The sequence below is a fragment of the Spirosoma jeollabukense genome (assembly GCF_054777855.1).
In genome coordinates this window covers 151,240-173,219 of sequence record NZ_BAAHAD010000009.1, presented here as the reverse complement: position 1 = coordinate 173,219, position 21,980 = coordinate 151,240, and the positions used below count along the sequence as shown (strand labels likewise).

The following is a 21,980-nucleotide window of genomic DNA, read 5'->3' as shown; positions in this document are numbered from 1 at the left end:
ATTATTCATTATTCATTATTCATCATTCATCATTATGAAAAAGACCGTAGTACTCGACGTTGTGGGCTTGTCTTATTCGCTGATTGGCGAACACACGCCTTTTCTGAAACAGTGGTTTGCCAGTAAGCATCAGGCTACCATCGACCCCATGCTTCCGGCCCTGACAACGTCGGTGCAATCGACCTACGTAACAGGGAAGTGGCCCAGCGAAACCGGTATTGTCGGCAATGGCTGGTATGACCGTACTGATTCCGAAGTGAAGTTCTGGAAGCAGTCGAACAAGCTCGTAGCGGGCGAGAAGATCTGGGAACGGGCCAAAAAATTTGACCCCAGTTTCACTGTTTCAAAGATGTTCTGGTGGTACAACATGTACTCATCCGCCGATTATTCGGCGACGCCCCGGCCGCAATATCCATCCGACGGGATGAAAATTGCCGACTGCTACACCCATCCCGGTGATCTGCGTGATCGGCTCCAGCAAGAACTTGGCACGTTCCCGTTGTTCCAGTTCTGGGGCCCCGCTACAACGATTAAAAGCAGCCGCTGGATTGCCGACGCATCGATGCTGGTGGACAAATGGCATAACCCAACGCTAACGCTGATTTACCTGCCGCACCTGGATTACTGTTTGCAAAAATTCGGCCAGGATTTCGCAAAAATAGCCAACGATCTTCGCGAGATCGACGACGTTTGCCGCGACCTGATTCAGTTTTACGAAAAGCAAAACGCCGAAGTTATTGTGTTGTCAGAATACGGCATTACGAACGTCAGCAAACCCATTCACATTAACCGGATTCTGCGCGAAGCGGGTATGATACGTTACCGGGAGGAACGCGGTCTGGAAGTCTTCGATGCCGGTGCCTCGCCCGCCTTTGCGACACCCGATCACCAGATTGCCCATGTATACATCAACGACCCGACAGTTTTCAATAAAGTGCGTTCTCTTCTGGAAAAGACGCCGGGCATTGAACTGGTGCTGGATAAAGAACAGCAGAAAAAATACCACATCGACCACGAACGTGCTGGCGATCTGGTGGTTATGGCCGATGCCGACAGCTGGTTTACATATTACTACTGGCTCGACGACGCCCGCGCCCCGGACTATGCCCGTCTGGTAGCCATTCACCAGAAACCCGGCTATGACCCCGTCGAGATGTTTATGGACCAGACCAATCCGCTCATAAAACTCAAGGCAGGCTATAAACTTGGCCGCAAACTGCTCGGTTTTCGATACCTGATGAACGTGATCTCACTCGATGCTACGCTGGTAAAAGGCTCGCACGGACGTATTGGCACGTCACCGGAACATCATCCGGTTTTCGTGAGCAACCAGAACGTAGGTAAGTCGCTGTCGGCCACGAACGTTTACGACAAAATCTGGGAGACGCTCGCGGTAGATAAATTAGAAAAACAGACGAAGTAAGTTGTTGGTTATTTAGCTGAAAGGAAGTAATTTAACTCTATGAAAGCCTTCGTCGCCCTCCTTTTGTTGGTTGCTGCCTGTAAGTCGAATCGACTGCCGAACGTGAACGCTCCAGCCGATGGAGCGGAATATTATCAGGCCAATAAGCCGATGGAAGCGACCATGCCCCGGCTTTATCCAGACCCACAGGGGGGACTCGGCCACTCGCAGGACCCCGACATCCGGGTGACGGACATCCGCCTGACAGCTAGCTATACGGTTTTATACCTAACCTTTGGCAAAGACCCGAACGATCGTAACAACAATTATTACGGCACCAGCAGTATTTCGTTCAACCCCAAAGCAGTGCTGGCGTCATCTGATGGCAAGAAGACGTATGCGCTACTTAAAACCGAAGGTATACCATTGTCGCCAGATACCCGCGAGATTAAAAATGACGAAAAAATACCTTTCATTCTGTACTTCGAGCGGTTGGATAAGGGCGTAGAATCCTTCGATCTATTTGAATGCCAGAGTGATAACAATAATTCCTGCTTTAACGTAGCAGGTATGAGTCTGCGTAATCCAGCGGAATCGGAGGCCAAGAACTAGTCATTTTCTTCTCACCTAAACAGTAGGTTAAACACAGAGTAAAGAGAGATTCCACTGCGAAAAAAGAGGTTAAATGATTAAAAATTAAAAAAATGGCTTCGTGCCCTCCGTAAAATCTCTCTTTACTCTGTGTTTGAATAAAAATTCCTGCCAGCGTTTTTGGCCCCTTGTTCGTCTAGGCCTGTATAGACTTAACAACGTCTGGCCTTATGAAAACACGTCGCTCGTTTCTGCCCATCCTGTTGATTTCTCTGTTTAGTAGCTGGCTTACTGTTGGATGCAACTCCAGTTCGAACGATGCGCCCCCCCAGGGTACCTGCCGGATTCAGCAGTACGCATCGGTCTCTAAATCTGACGCCTTAAAGACGGTCTCCCTCTACCAAACCGACTACACGTATGACGCGCAGGGCAACTTAGCGAAGACGGTTACTACGTTTACGAAGCAAACGACGGGTATCACCGACACACAAAATGAGACAACAACGGTTAGCTACACTTACGATGCACAAGGCTATCTAACCAAGAGCGATTCGCAGCAAAAAGCAACGAACGTATTTGCGGGTAAAACCAAAAACGAACAGTCGTCGGTGGTCAGCAATTACGCCTATACAAACGGACGGCTGTCCAGCATCAACACCAGACGAATTGGTGCCTACGGGGTCAATACGACGATCAGCGAATCATATGAATACGACGGATCCGGCGATCTAGCCAAGAAAACAGCTACGCTTACCTACCATTATGATCCGGCCGTAGCCACCGAAATTCCACTCAATACTACACCCATCCAACAAATTTCTACATACCAAAAGAACCAGTTGGTTGATTACGTTGAAAAATCGGGCAGTACTGAATACCGGCCGCTTACCATTCAAAATGGCCTCGTGACCGTGTTCAGCACAACGCCTAATTTTCGAACCGTTTGGGAGTACGACAGTCAGAAACGTCAATCGAAAATAGCTGACTACGTGGGTGATACGCTTACCCGAGCCACTACGCAAACCTGGAGTGATGCCAAACCAGCAACGGCTGCGTTACCATCGTTCAAAGGATTTCCCGCAACCATTCCTTCATCCGATTTTGGGCAGCCGGGCGTTCTTTCTACCTACACCTATACTGTCTGGAACAGCATCAATAAAAAAATGGAGACGTCTGTCGAGCAAACATCGGTTATTCAGACCAATAGCCAGGGCTTCGTGACCAATGTCGTAACTACGGCTAAGAATCCGGCTGCGGTTTCACAGAGCTACATAACCACTGACACGTATACATACGCAGGTTGCCAGTAACACAAACTCAACTACCTTAACTACTTGGCTGACTACTCATTAGCCGATATCATCAAGGATTGCCGCCGGGGTCGGGAGGCAGCGATGCAAGTGTTTTACGAACGCTTTTATAGCTATGCGCTGTCGGTTTGTGCCGCCTATGCCAGCGATCACGAAGATGCTCGTGAAATGCTCAACGACGGTTTTCTGAAAGCGTTTCGAAAGTTGGGTGACCTGAAAAATGAGGACGTTTTACTGCCGTGGTTACGGCGAATTATGGTCAACACAGCCATTGATTACTACCGCCGAAATCGGAAGCGAGCCCTCGACGTACCCGTTGATTTGGTTGAACACAGCCTTGAAGAACCTTACCTGAACGACGAAGCTGTTTTTGCCCAGCTGTCTGCCGAGCACATTTTAACGGTGCTGCACCAGCTACCGGCTTCCTATCGCATGGTGTTCAGTCTATACGTACTGGAAGGCTATTCTCACCGCGAAATCGCGGAGCAGTTGGGGCTGGCCGAGAGTACATCCCGAGCGCATTTAACCGAAGCGAATCGACTGCTGCGTCAGGCGCTACGTACACAAACTACCATCAACCATGAGCGAACAAGACGATAAATTACTCCATGATTGGGTACGTCAGTCGCTAACGACCTACCGACCTGACTACGACCCAACCGATTGGGCACGTATGCAGCGTACGTTGAAACGCCGTCGGTGGTGGCGAAGAGGTGCTGTAGGGATAATAGCGCTCTTTGTTTTGGGTTTACTACGTTGGCTGGTGCCCTATCCTGCAACAGACAAACCAGTGACCCTTAATGTACCCACCAACAAACCAAAACAACTCGTCAACTCAGTTCCAGTTCCTATGGAAAGTCTGGTAAGTAATAAGTCAACGATACGCAAGCCACAAGCGGGCAGAAAAACAAAATCGGCTTTTGCTGTCCATTCGTTCGATCTGTCTGAGCAGCATCAAGAGTCTGCACTACGTAGTATGGAAATTCCTTTTTTACGTACATCAACCGCTGAAATCAAGCCATTGGGCACCAAGCTGACGGAGCAGATTCGTCGATCGCAACCTGTAGCGTTCAGTAAAGAAGAGACGGCCATTACCCGCCAAATGACAGAAGGAGATTTTGGGGACGATTCTACATCATACCAGACATTAACCCGTAATCTGCCCCGTTGGCCAGACGCTGTCATTGTGTGCGACCTAACCAGCAGCATGTATCCTTACAGCACACAGCTTTTCGCCTGGTTCAAAAAAAATGCCCGTCATCCATCCATTAAAGGCATTGTATTCTTTACCGACTGCGACAGTCTGGGGCAACAGACTCGCCCCGGCGGGCCAGCTGGCCGCATGTTTGTTACTCATTCCTGGGAATCAACAACGGCCTTACCAACGTTGCTGGAAGCCGCCCGTAACACGGTTCAAAACAAGGACGATGCTGAAAATGACGTGGAAGCATTGCTGTTTGCGCAGAAAGAATTTCCTGACGCCAGGCATTTGATCCTGCTGGCCGATAACATCAGCACTGTAAAAGACATGGCATTGCTCAACCATGTCAGCAAACCGGTTCATGTGGTGCTCTGTGGCACAACGGGCAGCGATACAGCGCTGGCTTTTCAACCCGATTATTATACGATTGCCAATCAGACAAATGGCAGTTTGCACACGCTCGAAGATGACTTTACGCCCAAAACGGTCTCGCGCAATACGTCCATTCGGGTTGGTTCGCGCTACTATCGATACGTAGCCCGTAAAAATCGATTCAAGCTAACTCCCTATGATCATCGCCCGCAGCATTTCTTGAACTTTATCTGGCTGTAAACTGAAGATATGATTCAGTCTACATAGTTAAATTAGACCCCTTTTTTACAGCCAGCGACACACCGAATCCAGCAGTCAGACGTTAGAGAGGTATTGTTACTATGTAGTTTATGTCTGATTATGTTGTTTCCTACGTCCAGTAAAAGTCGTTTTCGTACCAGTCGCTTCCTCCTTTTTTTCGTTACCTGCCTCTTTCTGAGTCTCTTTACGCTGGCCCAAGTTACGCTTACTCACCGCATGCTTACGGGTTACTTTTTGAGTAACGAAGCCCCGGTCAATAAAAGCAAACCGACCCTGTTTATATTCGAGCAAACCGACACGTTCGGAAAAGTCTTCCAACCAGCCACAACAACCAGCCGCAAGCCTACTGTCCCGAATTTCAACAAAGAGATGGTCGTTGGCATTGCGCTTCCTCCAACCAACAAACCACCCAGGCTCTCGGTCAGCAAAGTTTTTGTACAGGATTCGGTATTAACGGTGCGGTATATTCGTTTAGCCGATACAACGTTAACGAAGAATCCACAATCGTTTACGAGCCAGCCTATGCTACTGCTGGCGATTCCAAAGCAAAACGTATTAAAAACCAAACTTGTGGAGAATGGAAAAGTCGTGGAGACACGCAAGAAAGAAGCTACCGAATAAGCGCCAGCTAAATAAGATTTTATAGTCAGTCCAAGGCCTGGGATCGCATAGATTCCAGGCTTTTTAGGTAAAGTGATACGGTTTTGGCAATCCCTGCAACAACCCATGTACGGCAAAATAGTGAGGGAACGGCTCCCCTCCCTATAAAAACGATAGAGAAAGGATTAAACACAAACAGTTAGACACGACAGAACGTTACAAACCCTGTATCCTGAAAAGTTTTTGACTTTGCTGGCATCTAATACGGTACTGATACGTGTAGCAAACAGTCGATAAGTCCATTCCAAAGAATACCTTAATTTTCATGAGCGTCATTAAACCAGCCCTGCAACGACCAGAACTGATTGCCTATTTTTTGGGAGCTAATAATTACAGCTGGCTTCATTTTCGAAATGGCGAAAAGAAACTGCTGGCCAAGCCAATAAGCTATATGGAAGGGGTGTTGCCGAATTTTCTTCGGGTGCACAAAACAGCCCTTATTAATCCGCTGTACGTAAAAAATCTGCATCAGCCGCCCCGTCAGAAGATGGCGGGACAGATAGAATTGCAAAGTGGCGAAGTGTTCCCTGTCAGCCGTCGACGGTGGCTTCAGGTTGTTCAGGCGCTGTACGGACATCTTTCTCCAAGCGCTATTAATGACACGCCCAGCCAGCCAATAGTTGATTCGTCGGAGCAACGCAACATTCGAAATAAAAACGTAACATCGTCGATACTTCTGATCACAAATGATACATCAAACGCATTGCTGGCTAAGCAATCGATCGATAAAAAGTGGCCTCAATATACGTTGCAGACTGAGCAGTCCAGCGTGCATTTACCTGATCTGCTGACTGATTTACCTAAATCGGAATGCCCGACACTGTTGTTGTTAGATGCCCGGACCACGACTCAGGAACGGCTGCATACACTGCAACGTATGAAATACAGCCAGCACCTTTGCCGAATACCCATTATTCTGCTGGTATCGCCTTCTAATCAATCGGTTATCGATGGCTACAAGCACCAGGCTAATTCAGTTGTCTCGTTAACGGAGGGCCATATACCATTCGCGCAGGCAATTGAGCGAGTCTGCCAATTCTGGTTACAGGTAGCGGCCTTACCAGACGATGCGGCCTGATACCAAGTTAGTTATTCATCCCGAATCAAACAGAGAATCGCATTGGCGGCAAGGTAACGGTCTCCCACCAATAGTTGCGTAATTCCTGGAAATAGGTTAACCACTCTGCAATAGTAGTGGGTTTGACCATATACGAAGAGCCGCCACGCTGGTAGGCATCTGCAATGTCTGCCGGGTGGTCGGATGCGCTTAGCACAACGATCGGAATTTGACTACAGGGACCAGGCATGGCCTTAATCTGCTTAAGCAAGTGCCAACCATCCTCTCGGGCAGGCATGTATAAGTCCAGCAAAATTAATTTAGGAATCTCCCATTCCTGAATGCTCCAGTCGTTCAACAAATCCATGGCCTGATCCGGTGTTTGAGCCCAAACAGTCGTTACCTCCGACAGGCAATGCTGCATGGCATTTTTTACCAGCATCCAATGATCTTCGTTATCTTCAATGACTAGTATCTTGGCTCTTTTGAAATTAGCACCAATTATTTCGTGAGTTTTCATAACGGAAGTGCACAAGCAAGGAATCTCCACAGTATGGATAGCTTGTATAATAAACTACCAAATATGTAAGATATTTGTTTCTGAGTTCGTCTTCAAAGTAGCTGATTTTCTTTCTAATTAAGGAGGCATAAACAAATTTCTACCTACTCAGAAGCTTCTTAAGGTAGCAGCCAGGCTTAGTATAAGTTGACTTGCAACAATACTCCCTACCTGGATCGAAAACTCGACGGGCTCACTACGTACCAATTAGTTAATCGGTACGTAGTGAGCCCGTCGAGTTTTCGATCCAGGTAAGTCCATCAATAAAAAAGTAACGCTGCGTGTGTGCGCTTACTCGAAAACAAGGGCACGCTGCGCTTGCATAAGCCGACTCATTTCTTCCCAGGTCGTATCCCAGGAGTTAGCCAGCAGATATTCGTCTACTGCCGTCCAATCGTCAGACTGGGTAAGCATTTTTTCGATAGCCTGCTCAAATGCCTGGGGCGAATCAGCAATCGCTACGGGCGCCCATCCACCATACGTACGGGCCACATCCTGAATCGGCGTCGATACAACAGGTAACCCAGCGGCCAGGTATTCGGGTGTTTTAGTAGGACTAATATAACGGGTAGCCTCGTTGATGGCAAACGGCATGATGGCTACGTCCCAATGGCTGAAGTAAGCCGGTAGTTCCTTATAAGATTTCATGCCGAGATAATGAATATTAGGTCCCTGAGGCAACGTAGCATGGTTGATTTTAACGACCGGACCCAGCAGGACAAACTGCCAGTCGGGTCGATTATTCGCTAAGCTACGTAGTAAAGTGAGATCCATCCGTTCGTCAATCACCCCACAGAAGCCAATACGCGGTCCCGTAATATCCTGTAAATCAGCAGGTTCTGGCAAGTCGTGACGCGCTGGTTCAAAATGGCGGTAATCAATACTGCTAGGAAAAGCAAATACATTCGGATGCCTTGCCTGCTTGGCCTCAAACAAGCTTAAGCCACCGGTAAACACCAAATCGGCCTGTGTAAGCAGGGCCTTTTCTTTATCCAGTAAACTTGCCGGAGCGCCCAGAAAGGCCGATAACTCATCCATGCAATCATAGACCGTCATTCGGGGCTTGAGATGGTCGCTAAAACTGAGTGCCATTGGCGTATAATACCAGGCAATAAAGTCCTGGATATTCTGCTGAACCAGCAGTTGATCAACAACTCCCCGCTGTTGACGTAGGGCCTCATCATGATTGGTTCCATGGCGCAGGTGAGGTACGACTACGGTTATATTCTCGCTAATGGTACGTACCTCTACCCGTTGGCTATCGCCATAAATAGGCTCTTCGATAAACCAGACTCGCCACTGTCGGCTGGCACGACTTAGCAAATGTTGAGGACGCTGGTAGACAAAGTTCCAGCGCAGGTGAGAAAAACAAATCAAATCCGTCACACCATCAAGCGATGAGCCAACAGTCGGGGTTTGATTGATAAACAGCGAGGTTGTTACATCTCTGGAAACTTGGGAATTCTTGGGGTCAGGTTGATACTGAGACATACGTTGATGATAAAAAAGATAATTTCATGGACCAATCCCTGCTTATAAACCAGCCAACCTGAGTGCATAAAAACATACGCGCCCCCTGGTAATAAAACGGAAAATCAGACGGAGACAACAATAGAAACTGCGTAGACTCAACTTTGTTGGTTATATGAGGCAGCGGTCCGCCTGAATAATAAATAAATTATTTGGCGGCTCAAAGCAGATGGAGATCTATATAAATATGTACTTCAAAAAATGCCAAATAATACCTCAATTATGCACAAACAGCATTTATAGTCGTCTTTAGGGGTAATGAATGTGATGCAAACGGGTGACCGGTTGAGTCGTTAAAACGGGATTTCATCCACTCAGACAGTTTCTAAAACAATCAGCGGTTCTGCCGATTTATACAGGTATGAATGCTGTTCACATAGTCTCATCGGCTACCCCCATTTCTATTCCTTTTGATAGTCCATGCCAGCTAAATCCGTTGATCCAGCGAATTGCAGAGGCCGCTCCCGAAACGGATACCGAAGGCGCATTTCCTGAAGATGCTTTCAACTGGCTAGCGGAAGCTGGACTCCTATCTATCACCCTTCCTGATCACGAACTCGACTTCAATCGGGGACAAACAGCCCGGCTTTTGACTTTACTTAAGCGTATTGGTTCGGCAAATCTGGCTGTTGGGCGGGTGTACGAGGGGCACATTAATGCGCTTTATCTGATTCACCTCTACGCGTCGCCCGAGCAACGTAGCAACTGGTATACGGATGTAATCCAACACGACCGATTATTCAGCGTCTGGAATACACAGGCGGACAATGGGGTTCGAATGGATGAAATTGCTACGTCGACCAACGATACGGCTTATCGCCTGATGGGAACCAAAACCTTTGGCTCGGGCGGAAAATGGATACAGCGCCCCCTAATTACGGGCGACTTACGAGCAACGGATAGACAGGGCTGGCAAATGGCCATTGTCCCTACAGAACAGGTTGACCCAATAGGCCAGGATAAACAATTCTGGAAACCGTTGGGGATGAGGGCATCAGCCAGTTTTAAGCTTGATTTTACGGACATCCAGCTGAAAGGCGATGATTTACTGGGCCAACCCGGCGACTATCTGCGTCAGCCGTATTTTAGTGGGGGAGCCATTCGGTTTGCCGCTGTGCAGCTTGGCGGAGCCGAAGCGATCTATGAAGCGACCCGCCAATTTCTGGCTACGCTGAACCGGACCGATGACATTCTTCAACAGACACGACTCGCCGAAATGGCCTGTCTGATCGAATCGGGGAACCACTGGCTACAGGCTGCCGGAGAGAACACCGATCGTTGGCTGGCCGAAGGTGCCGATTGGCAGAAGATCGTCGCTTATGCCAACATGACCCGGACAGCCATTGAGGAAATCTGCTTGCGCGTAATGCCGCTGGCCGAACGTTGCGTAGGTGCCAGAGGGCTACTCCGGCCGCATCCCTTCGAGCGCATCCACCGCGATTTGACCCTTTATTTACGGCAACCCGCCCCCGACGCTACGTTGGTGGACATTGGAAAATTTGTTCTCACAAACGCTCAATCGTCCGATGAACTCTGGCATTAATCAGGCTATGCTGGAGGAGCGAGCCACATGGCTGGACGATCTGCGGACAATTGGTTCAGCGCTGGTTATTGCCCCACATCCCGATGATGAATCGTTGGGCTGCGGAGGCCTCATCGCTCAACTGCGCGCGCTGGACTACGTAGTACATGTCGTATTCGTGAGCGACGGAAGCATGTCACACCCGAACTCTAAAACCTACCCGGCCGAACGGCTTCGCGACCTGCGGGAAGCGGAAGCTGGTGAAGCCTTACGTATCTTAGGTGTTAACGACGTGGATTGTACGTTTCTGCGCTACAAAGACCGGCAAGTGCCGGTGCACAACCAGCCAGGTTTTTTGGAAGCGGCTACGGCCATAGCGACTTTGATTGACCGGGTGAAGCCGTCCACCATTTTTGTGCCCTGGCGTCGAGATCCACACCCCGACCATCGTGCCTCCTGGCAAATTACGCAGGAAGCCTTACGGCAGACCAACAGCGTCAGAGTGCTGGAATACCTGATCTGGTTGTGGGAGTTGGGAAACCAGCACGATATGCCCGATCCCGATGAAATGAATGTATGGAAAGTCGCCATCGACACTGTCATCGACCAACGCAACCAAGCTATTTCGGCTCACCGTTCGCAGGTAACCCGCCTGATTGATGACGATCCGACGGCCTTTTATTTATCTCCCGAATTGCTCACCCATTTTGAGAAACCCCGTGAACTGTTTCTGGAAGCCAAATCATAAACCTAGCTTATGCCTACTCAACCCAATACGTTAAATCAGACTTATTTCGACGACGTTTACAAAGCGAACAGCGATCCATGGTCGTTTGAGACCAGTCCTTACGAGCGTCAGAAATACGAAGCAACGCTGGCCGCCTTACCCAATGCACAGTATGAAAACGCCTTCGAAATCGGTTGCTCGATTGGGGTATTGACCCAATTGTTAACGGACCGCTGCCAAAAAATACTGGCGGTTGATGCCAGCGAATTACCGCTAAAGACAGCACGCGCGCGGTTGGCCGATCACCCGAACGTAACGATTCGTCAAATGGCTATTCCCGACGAATTTCCCGATGATACGTTCGATTTGATTCTTTTGTCGGAAGTAGGCTATTATTTTTCCAGGCCGGATTTGGGTCGCGTTCGGCAGTTACTTATTGATCATCTAACGCCTAATGGCCACTTATTGCTGGTCCACTGGACACCGGTCGTTCATGACTACCCCCTGACAGGTGACGATGTTCACGACTTTTTTCTGGAGTCGGCACAGCCTGATGGTCCTCTGAGACACGTAGTCAATCAGCGGGCCGAAACCTATCGACTGGACTTATTTCAGAAGAAAGAATAAAATCAGGCATTCGCGGGGCCTGCTGCATTCAAAAAGGCACGCAACTCCCGAATAGCGGTTGTAATGGGCACAAGTTTCCAATGCACAGCCCATGCGCCGGTTGCTATCTTTGCATCTACCTCCTGCCAGAGTTGCCCAAAATAGCTTGCCTGTTCCAGTTGCCGTTTGAGCCAATCGGTGTCAATTAATAAGTCAGTGGCAACAAGTTGCAGGTCAGCAGCAGACGATTGAGCAGCGCGATTTTGCCAGATGCTACGTAGCCGCTGTCTGTTTTGAATCCGCCGAATAATTGCTCCGGCCGATTCGACCAACTGCGATTGATTGGTTTGATTCAGCGTTTCCCAATAGCGTAACTGCTCCGAAAAACCGATGGCCACTCGGCCATGCATCCGGGTTGAGGTTGTCACCCGCACAGTAGGGCTTTTTCGAATACGCGTATCAGTACGTAGTAAAGCGGCATATAGGGCTTCATCCTCCAGATGAGGCACTTCCGGCAATCCGCCCACCCGTTTGTAGGCCATACAGGTCAATGCCAGACTAGCCCCAAAATGCTGAAAGTGCCGGGGCCAGGGGTCGAACGGCAAGGGGTCAAGATGGGCTTCGAGCCGGGCAATCAACATCCGATACGTTACGTCACGCAGGTGATTAAGCCTGACCTGGTTGCCATCAGGGCGGGTTGAAATTCGTCCTGCCACTACTTCGCAACCCTGGCTGATTTCAGCTCGTATTTGTTCAATCCATTGACAATCAACGATGGTATCCGCGTCTGTAGACGCAATGATACCGTGCGGTCTGCCAACCTGTAGAAGCCGCCTGTAAGCTTCATCCATCAGCAGGCGCCGTGCGGTGCCCACATTAGCGTTTTCCGGCGCCAGTTGAACAGTGGCGATCCGTAGCGGGAAATCAGGATATCGCTGTTGATAAGACTCAGCAATGGCAACCGAACAATCCGTACAATTATTAAGCAGGATTAATACCTCATACTGCGCCCATGGAATCGGTGTTCCATCAGCCTGCTGTTGAATGCGCAGGGCGTTTAGCGTATGTTCAAGGTTGTCGGCCTCGTTGCGGGCGGGAATAACAACAGAAATACATAGCTGGGAATCAGGTGGATGCAGCGCAAGAAAAGGATTTCGTCGGGATAAAAAAACAGGCAATGAATCAGGCGCAGACAGCATACAGACTGGAACCCCGCTTTAATGGCTAGTACGGTTGGGAAAGCGAGCAACTTTGTAACCATATGTTTGCCCTATTGTTGCCGATAACAGAGACAATATTTGTGCTGTAACAAAACCGTCTGACAGCCGGTTAGGTGGTCGTGCAGTAAGCGAATCAAGTTGACAAGCTCGCTGTAATCTACTTAACTAGCTCATGGAAACTATAGAATTTCGCCCGAAATCTGAAGAGATTTCCGGACAACAGTTGCCTTATCCTGCCCGCCAGTCGGACATGAATCCCGCACCCGACAGCGATTTATCCAATTATAAACCAGCCGGTAAACTCACCGACAAAGTCGCTATTATTACGGGGGCTGATTCGGGAATTGGCCGGGCCGTGGCGATTGCCTTTGCGATGGAAGGGGCCGACGTAGCGATCGTGTATAATGAAAATACAGGCGACGCCATGACTACCAAACACCTGGTCGAAAGCAAAGGGCGGTCCTGTCTAGTCATTCAGGCCGATGTTCGCAGTTCAGCCGCCTGCCTGGATGCCGTACGGCAGACCGTTGACCGGTATGGCAAACTGAATATCCTGATCAATAATGCGGCCTTTCAGATGGCGCAGGAAAAAATCGAAGACATTACCGAAGAGCAATTCCGGCGAACGTTTGAGACCAATATTTTCGGCTATTTCTTCATGGTAAAGGCCGCCCTGCCACACCTGCAGTCGGGTGATGCGATTGTCAACACGGGCAGTATTGTCGGTATTGTTGGCAATCCCATTCTGGTCGATTACACCGCGACGAAAGGGGCCATCCATTCCTTTACGAAGTCATTGGCGATTCAACTGGGCAAACGAAATATTCGGGTCAACTGTGTTGCGCCGGGACCGATCTGGACACCCAACATTCCAGGCACAATGCCCGAAGATGAGGTTAAAAACTTTGGCCATGAAGTGGCCCTTGCCCGCCCTGGTCAACCGGAAGAAGTAGCTCCGGCCTACGTACTGCTGGCGTCAAGCGAAGGGAGTTTCATTACCGGCAGCATTGTGGAAGTAACAGGCGGGAAACTAGGCTAATGCTCATGCACGATCAGTATCCTACTGGCACCGTTCGTGCCTTACTTGCCACGGACCAGGTTACAGAAGCAACCCGACAGGCACTTACGGAGCGACTCACCACTTCACCGCAGCCACCGCAATTTTTCATGGCCTCTGAGTTTTCGCTGTTACAAGTCATTTGTAACCGATTAGTCCCACAGGATGACCGTACCGAACGTATCGATATCGCTGGCAGGATCGACGAACGGCTCATGCTGAACAAATCGGATGGCTGGCGATATGACACCATGCCCACTGACGGCGAGGCCTACAAACTCGGTCTGGCGGGTGTGGATGAAACGGCCCGGTTACTGTTTCTGCAGCCGTTTCAACAGCTTTCAGATGATTTAAAGGACGAAGTTCTTAAAACGATTCAACACCAGGAAGCACCCGGTGAAACTTGGCAAAGACTTCCTGCCAACCGTTTTTTTGAGGAGCTATTGACCGAAGTCGCGAACACGTACTACTGCCATCCGCTGGGGCAGGAAGAAATTGGTTACGTTGGCATGGCCGATGTACCAACCTGGCAACGTATTGGCCTGAATCAACTAGAAGATCGAGAACCCAAAAGCACGGAGCGAGGAGTTGGGAGCATGGTATAACAAGTTAATCTAGCTTGCTGTACCATCTACCTTACTCCCCGCACCTTGCTCCATGCTTTTATGAAACATTATAAAACTTCTGAAACAGTTGACGCTGTTGTGATTGGTACCGGCGCAGGTGGCGCTCCTCTGTTGGCGCGACTTGCGGCAGCGGGTCTGAAGGTAGTGGCACTCGAAGCCGGAAAGCACTGGAACCCGGCAACCGATTTCGCTACCGACGAGAAAGCGCAGGAAAAGCTGTTCTGGAACGACGAGCGCCTAAGCGCGGGCCATGATCCACTTCCTTTTGGCAGCAACAATTCCGGCACGGGGGTTGGTGGATCGACTTTGCATTATACTGCCTACACCCCTCGCGCCCAACCCGACGACTTTCAACTCCGCACCGACTTTGGCGTGGGAGAAGACTGGCCGTTCGGGTTTGATCAGATTGAGCCTTATTACGATGAGGCTGAGCAGTTTCTGGGCATTTCGGGCCCATCACCTTACCCCTGGGGTCCTGCCCGCAAACGAGCCTATGCCCTGGGGCCATTGCCTATAAACGGCGCGGGTCAGTTGATGGAAAGAGGCTGTAATAAACTCGGAATCAAAACTTCTCCGGCGGCCAATGCGGCCTTGTCGGCAGGCTATTATCAGGAGGGCGTCGGTTATCGGCCTGCCTGTGCGAATCGGGGATTCTGCCAGGCAGGGTGCAACATCGGAGCAAAAGCCAGCATGGACGTAACGTACATCCCTCTGGCCATACACCACGGCGCAGAAATCAGACCCGAGAGTTTCGTTACGCAGCTACTCCAGGATGCATCTGGTCGCATCAGTGAGGTACTTTATATCCGAAATGGCCAGGAAGAGCGTCAACGCTGCCGCTACGTGTTTCTCTGCGCCGGAACGATTGAGACGGCCCGGTTACTCCTCCTGAACAACCTGGCCAATAGCAGCGGTCAGGTCGGACAAAACATCATGGCGCATACAGGCTTGCAGATCTGGGGCGAATTTGAGGAGGATGTACGACCCTATAAAGGCATTCCCGGCGCTCTGATTTCAGAGGATACCCATCGACCCGAAAAGGCTGACTTTGCCGGGGGGTATCTACTCCAGTCCATCGGCGTGATGCCTGTCACCTATATTTCACAAATGGCACGGGCACGAGGGCTTTGGGGACAAGACCTGAAGCAAGCCGCACTGGCATACAACCACGTAGCGGGCATCAACATTCTTGGCGATTGCTTACCCTATGCTCATAATTATCTGGAATTATCCGACGAGAAAGACATCCGGGGACTACCCAAACCGCGTATTTATTTCTCGAATGGTGAAAACGAAAAACGGATGACTGCTCATGCCGATAAGATTATGCGCGACATTTGGACCGCAGCGGGTGCCAGAAATATCTGGGCTTTCCCCCGAAATGCGCACGTTATTGGCACGTGCCGTATGGGAACGGATGCCGCTACGTCGGTGGTGAATCCGGACGGGCAATCCTTCGATGTCCCTAACCTGTTCATCAGCGATAACTCAACATTTCCTAGCGCGTTGAGCGTTAATCCAGCCCTGACAATCATGGCTTTAGCGCTCCGAACGGCGGATCGGTTTCTGAAAAAGCACAAGTAATGCGGTGGAAACCCGCAATTAGCAATAGTCCATTTCGGGTCCCCACCCGCGCTACATATGGCTCAAAAAGGATTTTTAGATCGAATTAAGAAACAGTTTGGCGATGGTAACTACGAGGGCGACCAATTCGGTGGCGCGGGTGGTCACGACGGCAGTGGATTGCCCGTCAATACGCCGGGCAATTTCATGTTTGCTACAGGCATTGAGTGCTCCTATCCAACTATTCAACACGGCAAGGTTCGCCGGGACCTGCTTCGGGAGTGTGGTCATTATGATCGCTTCAAGGAAGACCTCGGGTTGGTTAGAGAGTTAGGACTGAATGTTTTGCGCTATGGTTTACCGTACTACAGCATCCATCAGGGATCAGGCAAGTTCGACTGGAGTTTCGCCGACGAGGCAATGGCTGAAATTAAGCGGCTCAAGATAACACCGATTCTGGACTTGATGCATTTTGGTGTACCAGACTGGATTGGCGATTATCAGAACCCCGACTTACCCGTTCTTTTTGCGGAGTTTGCCGGAGCTGTGGCCGAGCGCTATCCGTGGGTGCGCTACTACACGCCCGTCAACGAAATCTACGTAACGGCCCGGCTTAGCGGCAAAGAAGGTGCCTGGAATGAGCAGCTTAAAACCGACAAAGGATTCGTTACCGCACTCAAGCATTGTGTGGCCGCCAGCATTATGGGTAATCACGAAATCGTCAAGCGCCGGAACGATTGCGTGATTGTGCAAAGCGAAAGCGCCGAATACACGCACGAAATTAAGGCAACGCCTTCACCGCAAATTATGCTGGAGAATGAGCTTCGCTTTCTATCGCTGGATCTACTTTATGCCAATCAGCCATCCGCATCGGTTGCTATGTACATGATGGACAATGGGTTGACTCGTGAGGAATACGATTGGTTTATGGCGGGTAAACCGCCGGGCTACCAAGTCATGGGCAATGACTACTATGGACGTAATGAGCGCATAAAACTTCCCGACGGATCGATCGAGACATCCATGGACGTGCTGGGCTGGTATGAAATTACCAAAGACTATTACGAGCGGTATCGAATGCCGGTCATGCACACAGAGACGAACGTATTTGAGGCTGATCTGGCGCCAATCTGGCTGTTGAAACAATGGGTAAGTGTCATGCGCATGCGCCGGGATGGCGTACCCGTAATTGGCTTCACATGGTATAGCCTGATCGACCAGATGGACTGGGACTCTCAACTCAAAGAGGTTAATAACCACGTAAATGCCTGCGGCCTCTACGATCTTGACCGCAAGCCCCGACCCGTTGCCGAAACGTACAAAATGCTATTGCAGGAATTTGGGCAGATCACGATTGTGCCCCATGCCGAGATGCTTGAGATTACAGAACGCCCGGCGCAGCTGAAAGTAGCCACCTAACCCACACACGTCCTGTGCTTTATTTCGCCAATATGACCCGGCTCAATGTCCTTGATACAGGCCATGGTTCTTTAACGCTCGTATTTCTCCACTATTTCGGTGGTTCGGCACTGGAGTGGCAAACAGTTATGGATCAACTGTCTGACACGTATCGCTGCCTGGCGGTTGATCTACGTGGACATGGCGACTCAGATGCACCAGCCACGGGCTATTCCGTGGAAACAATGGCTGATGACGTAGTGGATCTGCTTGATATGCTGGACGTTCGCGACTTCGTACTCGTCGGTCATTCGCTAAGCAGTAAGGTTGCTTTTGCCTTGGCCAGTCGGCAACCCATTGGTCTTCAATCACTTGTTCTATTATCGCCTTCACCGCCAAAACCCGAACCTATCCCGGATGCAGATCGGAAGGATATGCTCGAAACTCACGGTCAGCGGTCGGCCGCCGAGAAAACATTCGCCAAAATCACAGTCAGGCCTCTTTCAGAAATGGTGAGAGAACAGATTATCGCCGACAACCTGCGAACGTCTGAAGCAGCCTGGAAAGCCTGGCTTATATTCGGTAGTAAAGAAGATATTTCGGCGCAGATGAGCGGTATCAACGTACCAGTATCAATTCTGGTGGGCACTGAGGACAAGGCCCTTCCGCCCGATGTTCAACCACTCCTGACGTTGCCCTACCTAAAAAACGCTACGTTCGAAACGATCGACAATGCCGGTCATCTCCTGCCCTGGGAAGCACCCGATGATGTAGCAGCCTTTATCCGAAAGAAATTGGCGAGGTTATATTTAGCCACAGTATAAGTACGGAATTATAGCTAGCTATAAACCGGCCCGTCCATGATTATAACTAAATAACCGAAACTTTTTATTGCCCCGCTAGGGGCTCAATAGCGCAGCGTCGGTAGCACATAAGAAACATGAATTAGTGAATGTGCCGTTAGGTACATAACTCGTTGTGTACCTAACGGCACGTTGAGCAGCCAAGCGAGAATTCGTTTCTACCGACGCTACGCTATTGAGCCCCTAACAGGCCTATGTTAAGCCCAATCGCTACCAACACAAAAAAATCCCTGACACCGTTAGGTGTCAGGGACCACACTATAGTTTAGGTTAGGTTATCCTAGTTGGCCTTGACAAGCTCGCCCGTTGCCCGGATCGCGATTTCGTCGCTAACAACAGCAGCAGGAGCCGTACCGACGGTAAAATCAGCCCGTTTTACTTCACCCGTTACTTTGAAGCCCGCTAAGGTTTTCTTGCTCTGTGGGTTCGTTACCGGACCCGTAATCACGGCGTCAAGTGTTACAGGCTTGGTTACACCGTGCATCGTCAGGTCGCCCATCAGTTTGTATTTATTACCCGACACTTTGCTGATCGACTTGCTTTTGAACGCCAGGGTAGGATACTTGGTAGCGTCGAAAAAGTCAGGGCTTTTCAGGTGACCATCCCGTTTTTCCTGGTTCGTGTTGATGCTGGCGACATCGGCCGTCAAGTCAATTTGAGCATCGGTGAAATCATCTTTCGACGACGTCATTTTCACATCGAAATTCTGGAATTTACCATCCACTTCCGATAGCATCATGTGCGTTACCGTAAAGCCCAGGTTAGAGTGTGCTTTATCGAGTGTCCAGTTCTGAGCAAAAGCGCCAACTGAAGAGAATAATAATGCAGCAAATAAGGTTGCCTTTTTCATTGGTTGTAAATTAATTGATTTTATTGAAACGTGAATGATGAATAAATTAAGCGCGCAGTCTGTCCAGTAGTTGACTTAGGTAAGTAGCTTCGTCTTCGGTCAATTTGTTACGTTGTTCATCGTTCCATTCGGTTTGATGAACATCCAGTTTCTGGAGCAAGTCCAATCCTTTATCGGTAATGACAACATCTACCGCCCGCCGATCGCTGGGGCACTCCGTACGTAGCACCAGCTTCTTGGCAACCAGTTTATCGATTAATCGCGACGCGTTCGACATTTTATCGAGCATTCGCTCTGTTATGTCACTCACTTTAATCGGATTAGGGTACTGGCCCCGTAGAATGCGAAGCACATTGTACTGCTGCAGTGTCAGCCCAGATGGTTTTAACAGTTTCGTCTGGGTAGCGGCAATCCAGTTGCTGGTATACATCAGGTTCACCATTAGCCGGTGGAAAGGTGTCCTAAATGGAGTGGTTTGTTTGATGTCTGTTTCTATTGACATGCTACAAATATAGTGTATTTGTATTAAATGTACCAACATTTAATACATTTATTTTTTAACGATAAGGCACAAGCTGGGGCGCCGACAGATCGAAATCGCGCAGCCGAAGCGCTGGAACGCCTTCAACCGCCTGACGGAACGGGATTGTATTGCCGGGAATATTAGGATAGTAACTCAGCCGAATCTGAAAACTATTGAACGTTAGGTTTTCATTCCGGAGCCGAAAACCAATACCATATCCCTGATAAAAAGGCCCACTCAGGAAAGCCTGATTTGAGAAACTGACTAAACCGATGTTAGCGAACGTAATGAATGCTACCCGAAATCCGATCAGGCTCAATCGGGAAAACAAAATATTTTCGTAGTTGATCAAAAAGCGTTTTGTGCCCCGGAGAGCATCGCTATTGATACCGATTCCATCCGTATTGATACCACTCCCATTGCTGCTCAGTGTAAGATATTCGTTATCAAAACGATTAATCCCGGTTGTAAACCGTGTATTGAGAAAATGACGCATGTTGCCCCACCTCGTTTTCATCAATGGACTGAAATAGTTCGATTCAAAGGAGAAAATACCCTGTTCAATCTTATTCTTCCGAATGTAGCCACCAAGATTAATTAAGCCATAGAGGTAGCCAATCCGACGGACATATTTGCCCTGCGAAAAATTTAGACCCATATACAAACGCTCACCCAGTTCGGCATTGTCGAAACCAGCAATAGCCGCAAAAGACTCCCCAATCGGTACGTCCTCTGTGCGCCCAAACCCATAAATCAACACGTCGCGAACGTATTTGCGCCGGGTATAGCCGACACTGAACAACGTTGTACGGCTATTCTGATAAAGCTGATTCGTATCCGCTGTTACGTTGGGTCGGTTGAAATACGTGTAACTCGTATTTCGCAGTGAAATAACAAGACGGGAACGACCTTTCTCATCAGTGTCAGGCCGACTGTAGAACAAGCGAAACGACCGCCCGATCCAGACATCGGAATAGTTATACGTTAGCGGGACCAATATGGCCGTGTCATTACGTGTAATTTCACTGCGCGTAACAATTCGATTATTAACCTGTGTATGATTTAATTCGATAGAACCAGCATATTTCATGTCGGGGGTTAGAAATGGCCGGTACAATTTAACAGCTCCCTGTTTCAAATCACGTAGGTACAGCATATCAGCCTCGGCCGTAAGGAATGTCTTGCCGATAAAGGGCACTTTGTAGCGTGCCTGATATTCCAGCTTTTGCCTCGGATCAGTACCCGAATACGCCACCTGCGCAAAAAGCTGGTGGCCCAACCCTCTAAAATTGACCTGATCGAAGCCAACACTGAAGTTAGTAAGCCCCCCAAATCCGCCGTTGGGAAGTAATGACCAGACATCCTGTGTGATCACATACACATCCACAAATTGCTTGCTTCCCGGGCGAGGGAGCACCAGAATCCGGGCATCGTGAAAGATGGATGTCGTTCGTAATAAGCGTTCGTTATCACGCAACACGGTCGGGTTCAGGGCATCGCCCTGCTGGAAAAGCAAATATGAATTTCGGATAACGTGTTCGCGGGTATTGGTATGCAATCGGTTACCGGTTCGTTCGATCCAGTTAGCGGGTTTTCGGAGGGTATCATAAACCGTTTGCCCGAATACGCTGAGCCGCCGGATATAAATATCGCCAATAATACGTCCCTCGAACGTCTTAAACGGGTTAACTTCAAGCTGGCTGACTTCACCCGTCCTCACCCGGCTGTTGTAAACATCTTGAAAAACAGCGTCATAGAGCTGACGTGTCAGTCGATGCTTGTACATTGAGGCTTTTAGCTTTGTGTAAAAAACGCTGTCGCGCTGCATCAGAATACTATCCGTTACAGCTACATGGTGAAGTGTAAGCGAATCGACCGGTCCTTCGCTGATTTTCACATGCAAGGTGGTATCCTGTTGTGGCACCTGGGCAACGGCGCGGGCAGCGCATCCGGCAACAAGCAGCAACCCCACCAGAATATGGCGCAGGGTTAGCTTATAGACGCTCGGATACGACTGATTCATTGGTAAATAAAACGACTATTAGAGGCAAATCGGCATGAATAGTTTAATGACGACCGCCT

General features: G+C 49.4%; 21 protein-coding genes. 15 read left to right on the top strand and 6 right to left on the bottom strand.

Translation table 11 applies throughout. From position 1 onward, the window contains the following. The first annotated feature begins 34 nt into the window (after positions 1 to 34). The 7 genes from ACYVEA_RS26235 (at position 35) to ACYVEA_RS26205 (ending at position 6,875) form a co-directional block, all read left to right on the top strand. The gene (locus ACYVEA_RS26235) at positions 35 to 1,423 is read left to right on the top strand and encodes an alkaline phosphatase family protein (protein ID WP_461116397.1); all 1,389 of its coding nucleotides are present in this window, start codon (positions 35 to 37) and stop codon (positions 1,421 to 1,423) included. Between the two features lie 39 nt (positions 1,424 to 1,462). After that, positions 1,463 to 2,014: a hypothetical protein gene (locus ACYVEA_RS26230; protein WP_461116396.1), complete on the top strand. Its 552-nt coding sequence runs from the start codon at positions 1,463 to 1,465 to the stop codon at positions 2,012 to 2,014. Between the two features lie 209 nt (positions 2,015 to 2,223). Beyond that, positions 2,224 to 3,303 (top strand): hypothetical protein, encoded by a 1,080-nt coding sequence (locus tag ACYVEA_RS26225; protein ID WP_461116395.1) that lies wholly within the window; start codon positions 2,224 to 2,226, stop codon positions 3,301 to 3,303. 24 nt (positions 3,304 to 3,327) lie between these two features. Further along, complete coding sequence (locus ACYVEA_RS26220) at positions 3,328 to 3,903, top strand: RNA polymerase sigma factor (protein ID WP_461116394.1); 576 nt, start codon at positions 3,328 to 3,330, stop codon at positions 3,901 to 3,903. Next, positions 3,884 to 5,116, top strand: a complete 1,233-nt coding sequence (locus ACYVEA_RS26215; protein ID WP_461116393.1) for a hypothetical protein — start codon at positions 3,884 to 3,886, stop codon at positions 5,114 to 5,116. The genes ACYVEA_RS26220 and ACYVEA_RS26215 overlap by 20 nt, the downstream gene beginning before the upstream one ends. Before the next feature lie 237 nt (positions 5,117 to 5,353). Beyond that, complete coding sequence (locus ACYVEA_RS26210) at positions 5,354 to 5,758, top strand: hypothetical protein (protein WP_461116392.1); 405 nt, start codon at positions 5,354 to 5,356, stop codon at positions 5,756 to 5,758. A 304-nt stretch (positions 5,759 to 6,062) separates the two neighbouring features. Continuing rightward, positions 6,063 to 6,875, top strand: a complete 813-nt coding sequence (locus ACYVEA_RS26205; protein WP_461116391.1) for a LytTR family transcriptional regulator DNA-binding domain-containing protein — start codon at positions 6,063 to 6,065, stop codon at positions 6,873 to 6,875. Positions 6,876 to 6,900: 25 nt separating this feature from the next. Here the strand turns inward: ACYVEA_RS26205 and ACYVEA_RS26200 are convergent, their stop codons facing one another. Further along, complete coding sequence (locus tag ACYVEA_RS26200; protein WP_461116390.1) at positions 6,901 to 7,374, bottom strand: response regulator; 474 nt, start codon at positions 7,372 to 7,374, stop codon at positions 6,901 to 6,903. A 330-nt stretch (positions 7,375 to 7,704) separates the two neighbouring features. After that, on the bottom strand, positions 7,705 to 8,904 hold the full coding sequence (locus tag ACYVEA_RS26195; protein WP_461116389.1) for a glycosyltransferase family 1 protein: 1,200 nt from the start codon (positions 8,902 to 8,904) through the stop codon (positions 7,705 to 7,707). A 400-nt stretch (positions 8,905 to 9,304) separates the two neighbouring features. Between ACYVEA_RS26195 and ACYVEA_RS26190 the strand changes: the two genes are divergently transcribed. The 3 genes from ACYVEA_RS26190 to ACYVEA_RS26180 are packed head-to-tail and all read left to right on the top strand — an operon-like array spanning position 9,305 to position 11,819. Further along, a complete protein-coding gene (locus tag ACYVEA_RS26190; protein WP_461116388.1) occupies positions 9,305 to 10,486 on the top strand; it encodes an acyl-CoA dehydrogenase family protein in 1,182 nt (393 codons plus the stop codon). Beyond that, a complete protein-coding gene (locus tag ACYVEA_RS26185) occupies positions 10,470 to 11,213 on the top strand; it encodes a PIG-L deacetylase family protein (protein WP_461116387.1) in 744 nt (247 codons plus the stop codon). Before ACYVEA_RS26190 ends, ACYVEA_RS26185 begins: the two co-directional genes overlap by 17 nt. A gap of 9 nt (positions 11,214 to 11,222) precedes the next feature. Beyond that, on the top strand, positions 11,223 to 11,819 hold the full coding sequence (locus tag ACYVEA_RS26180; protein ID WP_461116386.1) for a class I SAM-dependent DNA methyltransferase: 597 nt from the start codon (positions 11,223 to 11,225) through the stop codon (positions 11,817 to 11,819). Between the two features lie 2 nt (positions 11,820 to 11,821). Here ACYVEA_RS26180 and ACYVEA_RS26175 read toward each other — a convergent pair whose 3' ends face one another. Then, positions 11,822 to 12,997 (bottom strand): glycosyltransferase family 2 protein, encoded by a 1,176-nt coding sequence (locus ACYVEA_RS26175; protein WP_461116385.1) that lies wholly within the window; start codon positions 12,995 to 12,997, stop codon positions 11,822 to 11,824. Between the two features lie 193 nt (positions 12,998 to 13,190). On the opposite strand from ACYVEA_RS26175, the gene ACYVEA_RS26170 reads away from it, so the two are divergent. The 5 genes from ACYVEA_RS26170 to ACYVEA_RS26150 are packed head-to-tail and all read left to right on the top strand — an operon-like array spanning position 13,191 to position 18,486. Next, positions 13,191 to 14,057: an SDR family oxidoreductase gene (locus ACYVEA_RS26170; protein ID WP_461116384.1), complete on the top strand. Its 867-nt coding sequence runs from the start codon at positions 13,191 to 13,193 to the stop codon at positions 14,055 to 14,057. Positions 14,058 to 14,062: 5 nt separating this feature from the next. Then, positions 14,063 to 14,680: a gluconate 2-dehydrogenase subunit 3 family protein gene (locus ACYVEA_RS26165; protein WP_461116383.1), complete on the top strand. Its 618-nt coding sequence runs from the start codon at positions 14,063 to 14,065 to the stop codon at positions 14,678 to 14,680. Between the two features lie 60 nt (positions 14,681 to 14,740). Beyond that, positions 14,741 to 16,285: a GMC family oxidoreductase gene (locus tag ACYVEA_RS26160; protein WP_461116382.1), complete on the top strand. Its 1,545-nt coding sequence runs from the start codon at positions 14,741 to 14,743 to the stop codon at positions 16,283 to 16,285. A gap of 57 nt (positions 16,286 to 16,342) precedes the next feature. Continuing rightward, positions 16,343 to 17,683 carry a family 1 glycosylhydrolase gene (locus tag ACYVEA_RS26155; protein ID WP_461116381.1) on the top strand — a complete coding sequence of 447 codons (1,341 nt, stop codon included), beginning with the start codon at positions 16,343 to 16,345 and terminating at the stop codon, positions 17,681 to 17,683. Between the two features lie 14 nt (positions 17,684 to 17,697). After that, positions 17,698 to 18,486: an alpha/beta fold hydrolase gene (locus ACYVEA_RS26150; RefSeq protein ID WP_461116380.1), complete on the top strand. Its 789-nt coding sequence runs from the start codon at positions 17,698 to 17,700 to the stop codon at positions 18,484 to 18,486. A gap of 319 nt (positions 18,487 to 18,805) precedes the next feature. Here the strand turns inward: ACYVEA_RS26150 and ACYVEA_RS26145 are convergent, their stop codons facing one another. Genes ACYVEA_RS26145 through ACYVEA_RS26135 form a run of 3 tightly spaced genes read right to left on the bottom strand, consistent with a single transcriptional unit; the run spans position 18,806 to position 21,921 of the window. Then, entirely contained in the window at positions 18,806 to 19,375 is a 570-nt protein-coding gene (locus tag ACYVEA_RS26145) for a YceI family protein (RefSeq protein ID WP_461116379.1), read from the bottom strand. A 46-nt stretch (positions 19,376 to 19,421) separates the two neighbouring features. Further along, entirely contained in the window at positions 19,422 to 19,877 is a 456-nt protein-coding gene (locus ACYVEA_RS26140) for a MarR family winged helix-turn-helix transcriptional regulator (protein ID WP_461116378.1), read from the bottom strand. A 55-nt stretch (positions 19,878 to 19,932) separates the two neighbouring features. Continuing rightward, a complete protein-coding gene (locus ACYVEA_RS26135) occupies positions 19,933 to 21,921 on the bottom strand; it encodes a BamA/TamA family outer membrane protein (RefSeq protein WP_461116377.1) in 1,989 nt (662 codons plus the stop codon). Positions 21,922 to 21,980: the final 59 nt, after the last annotated feature.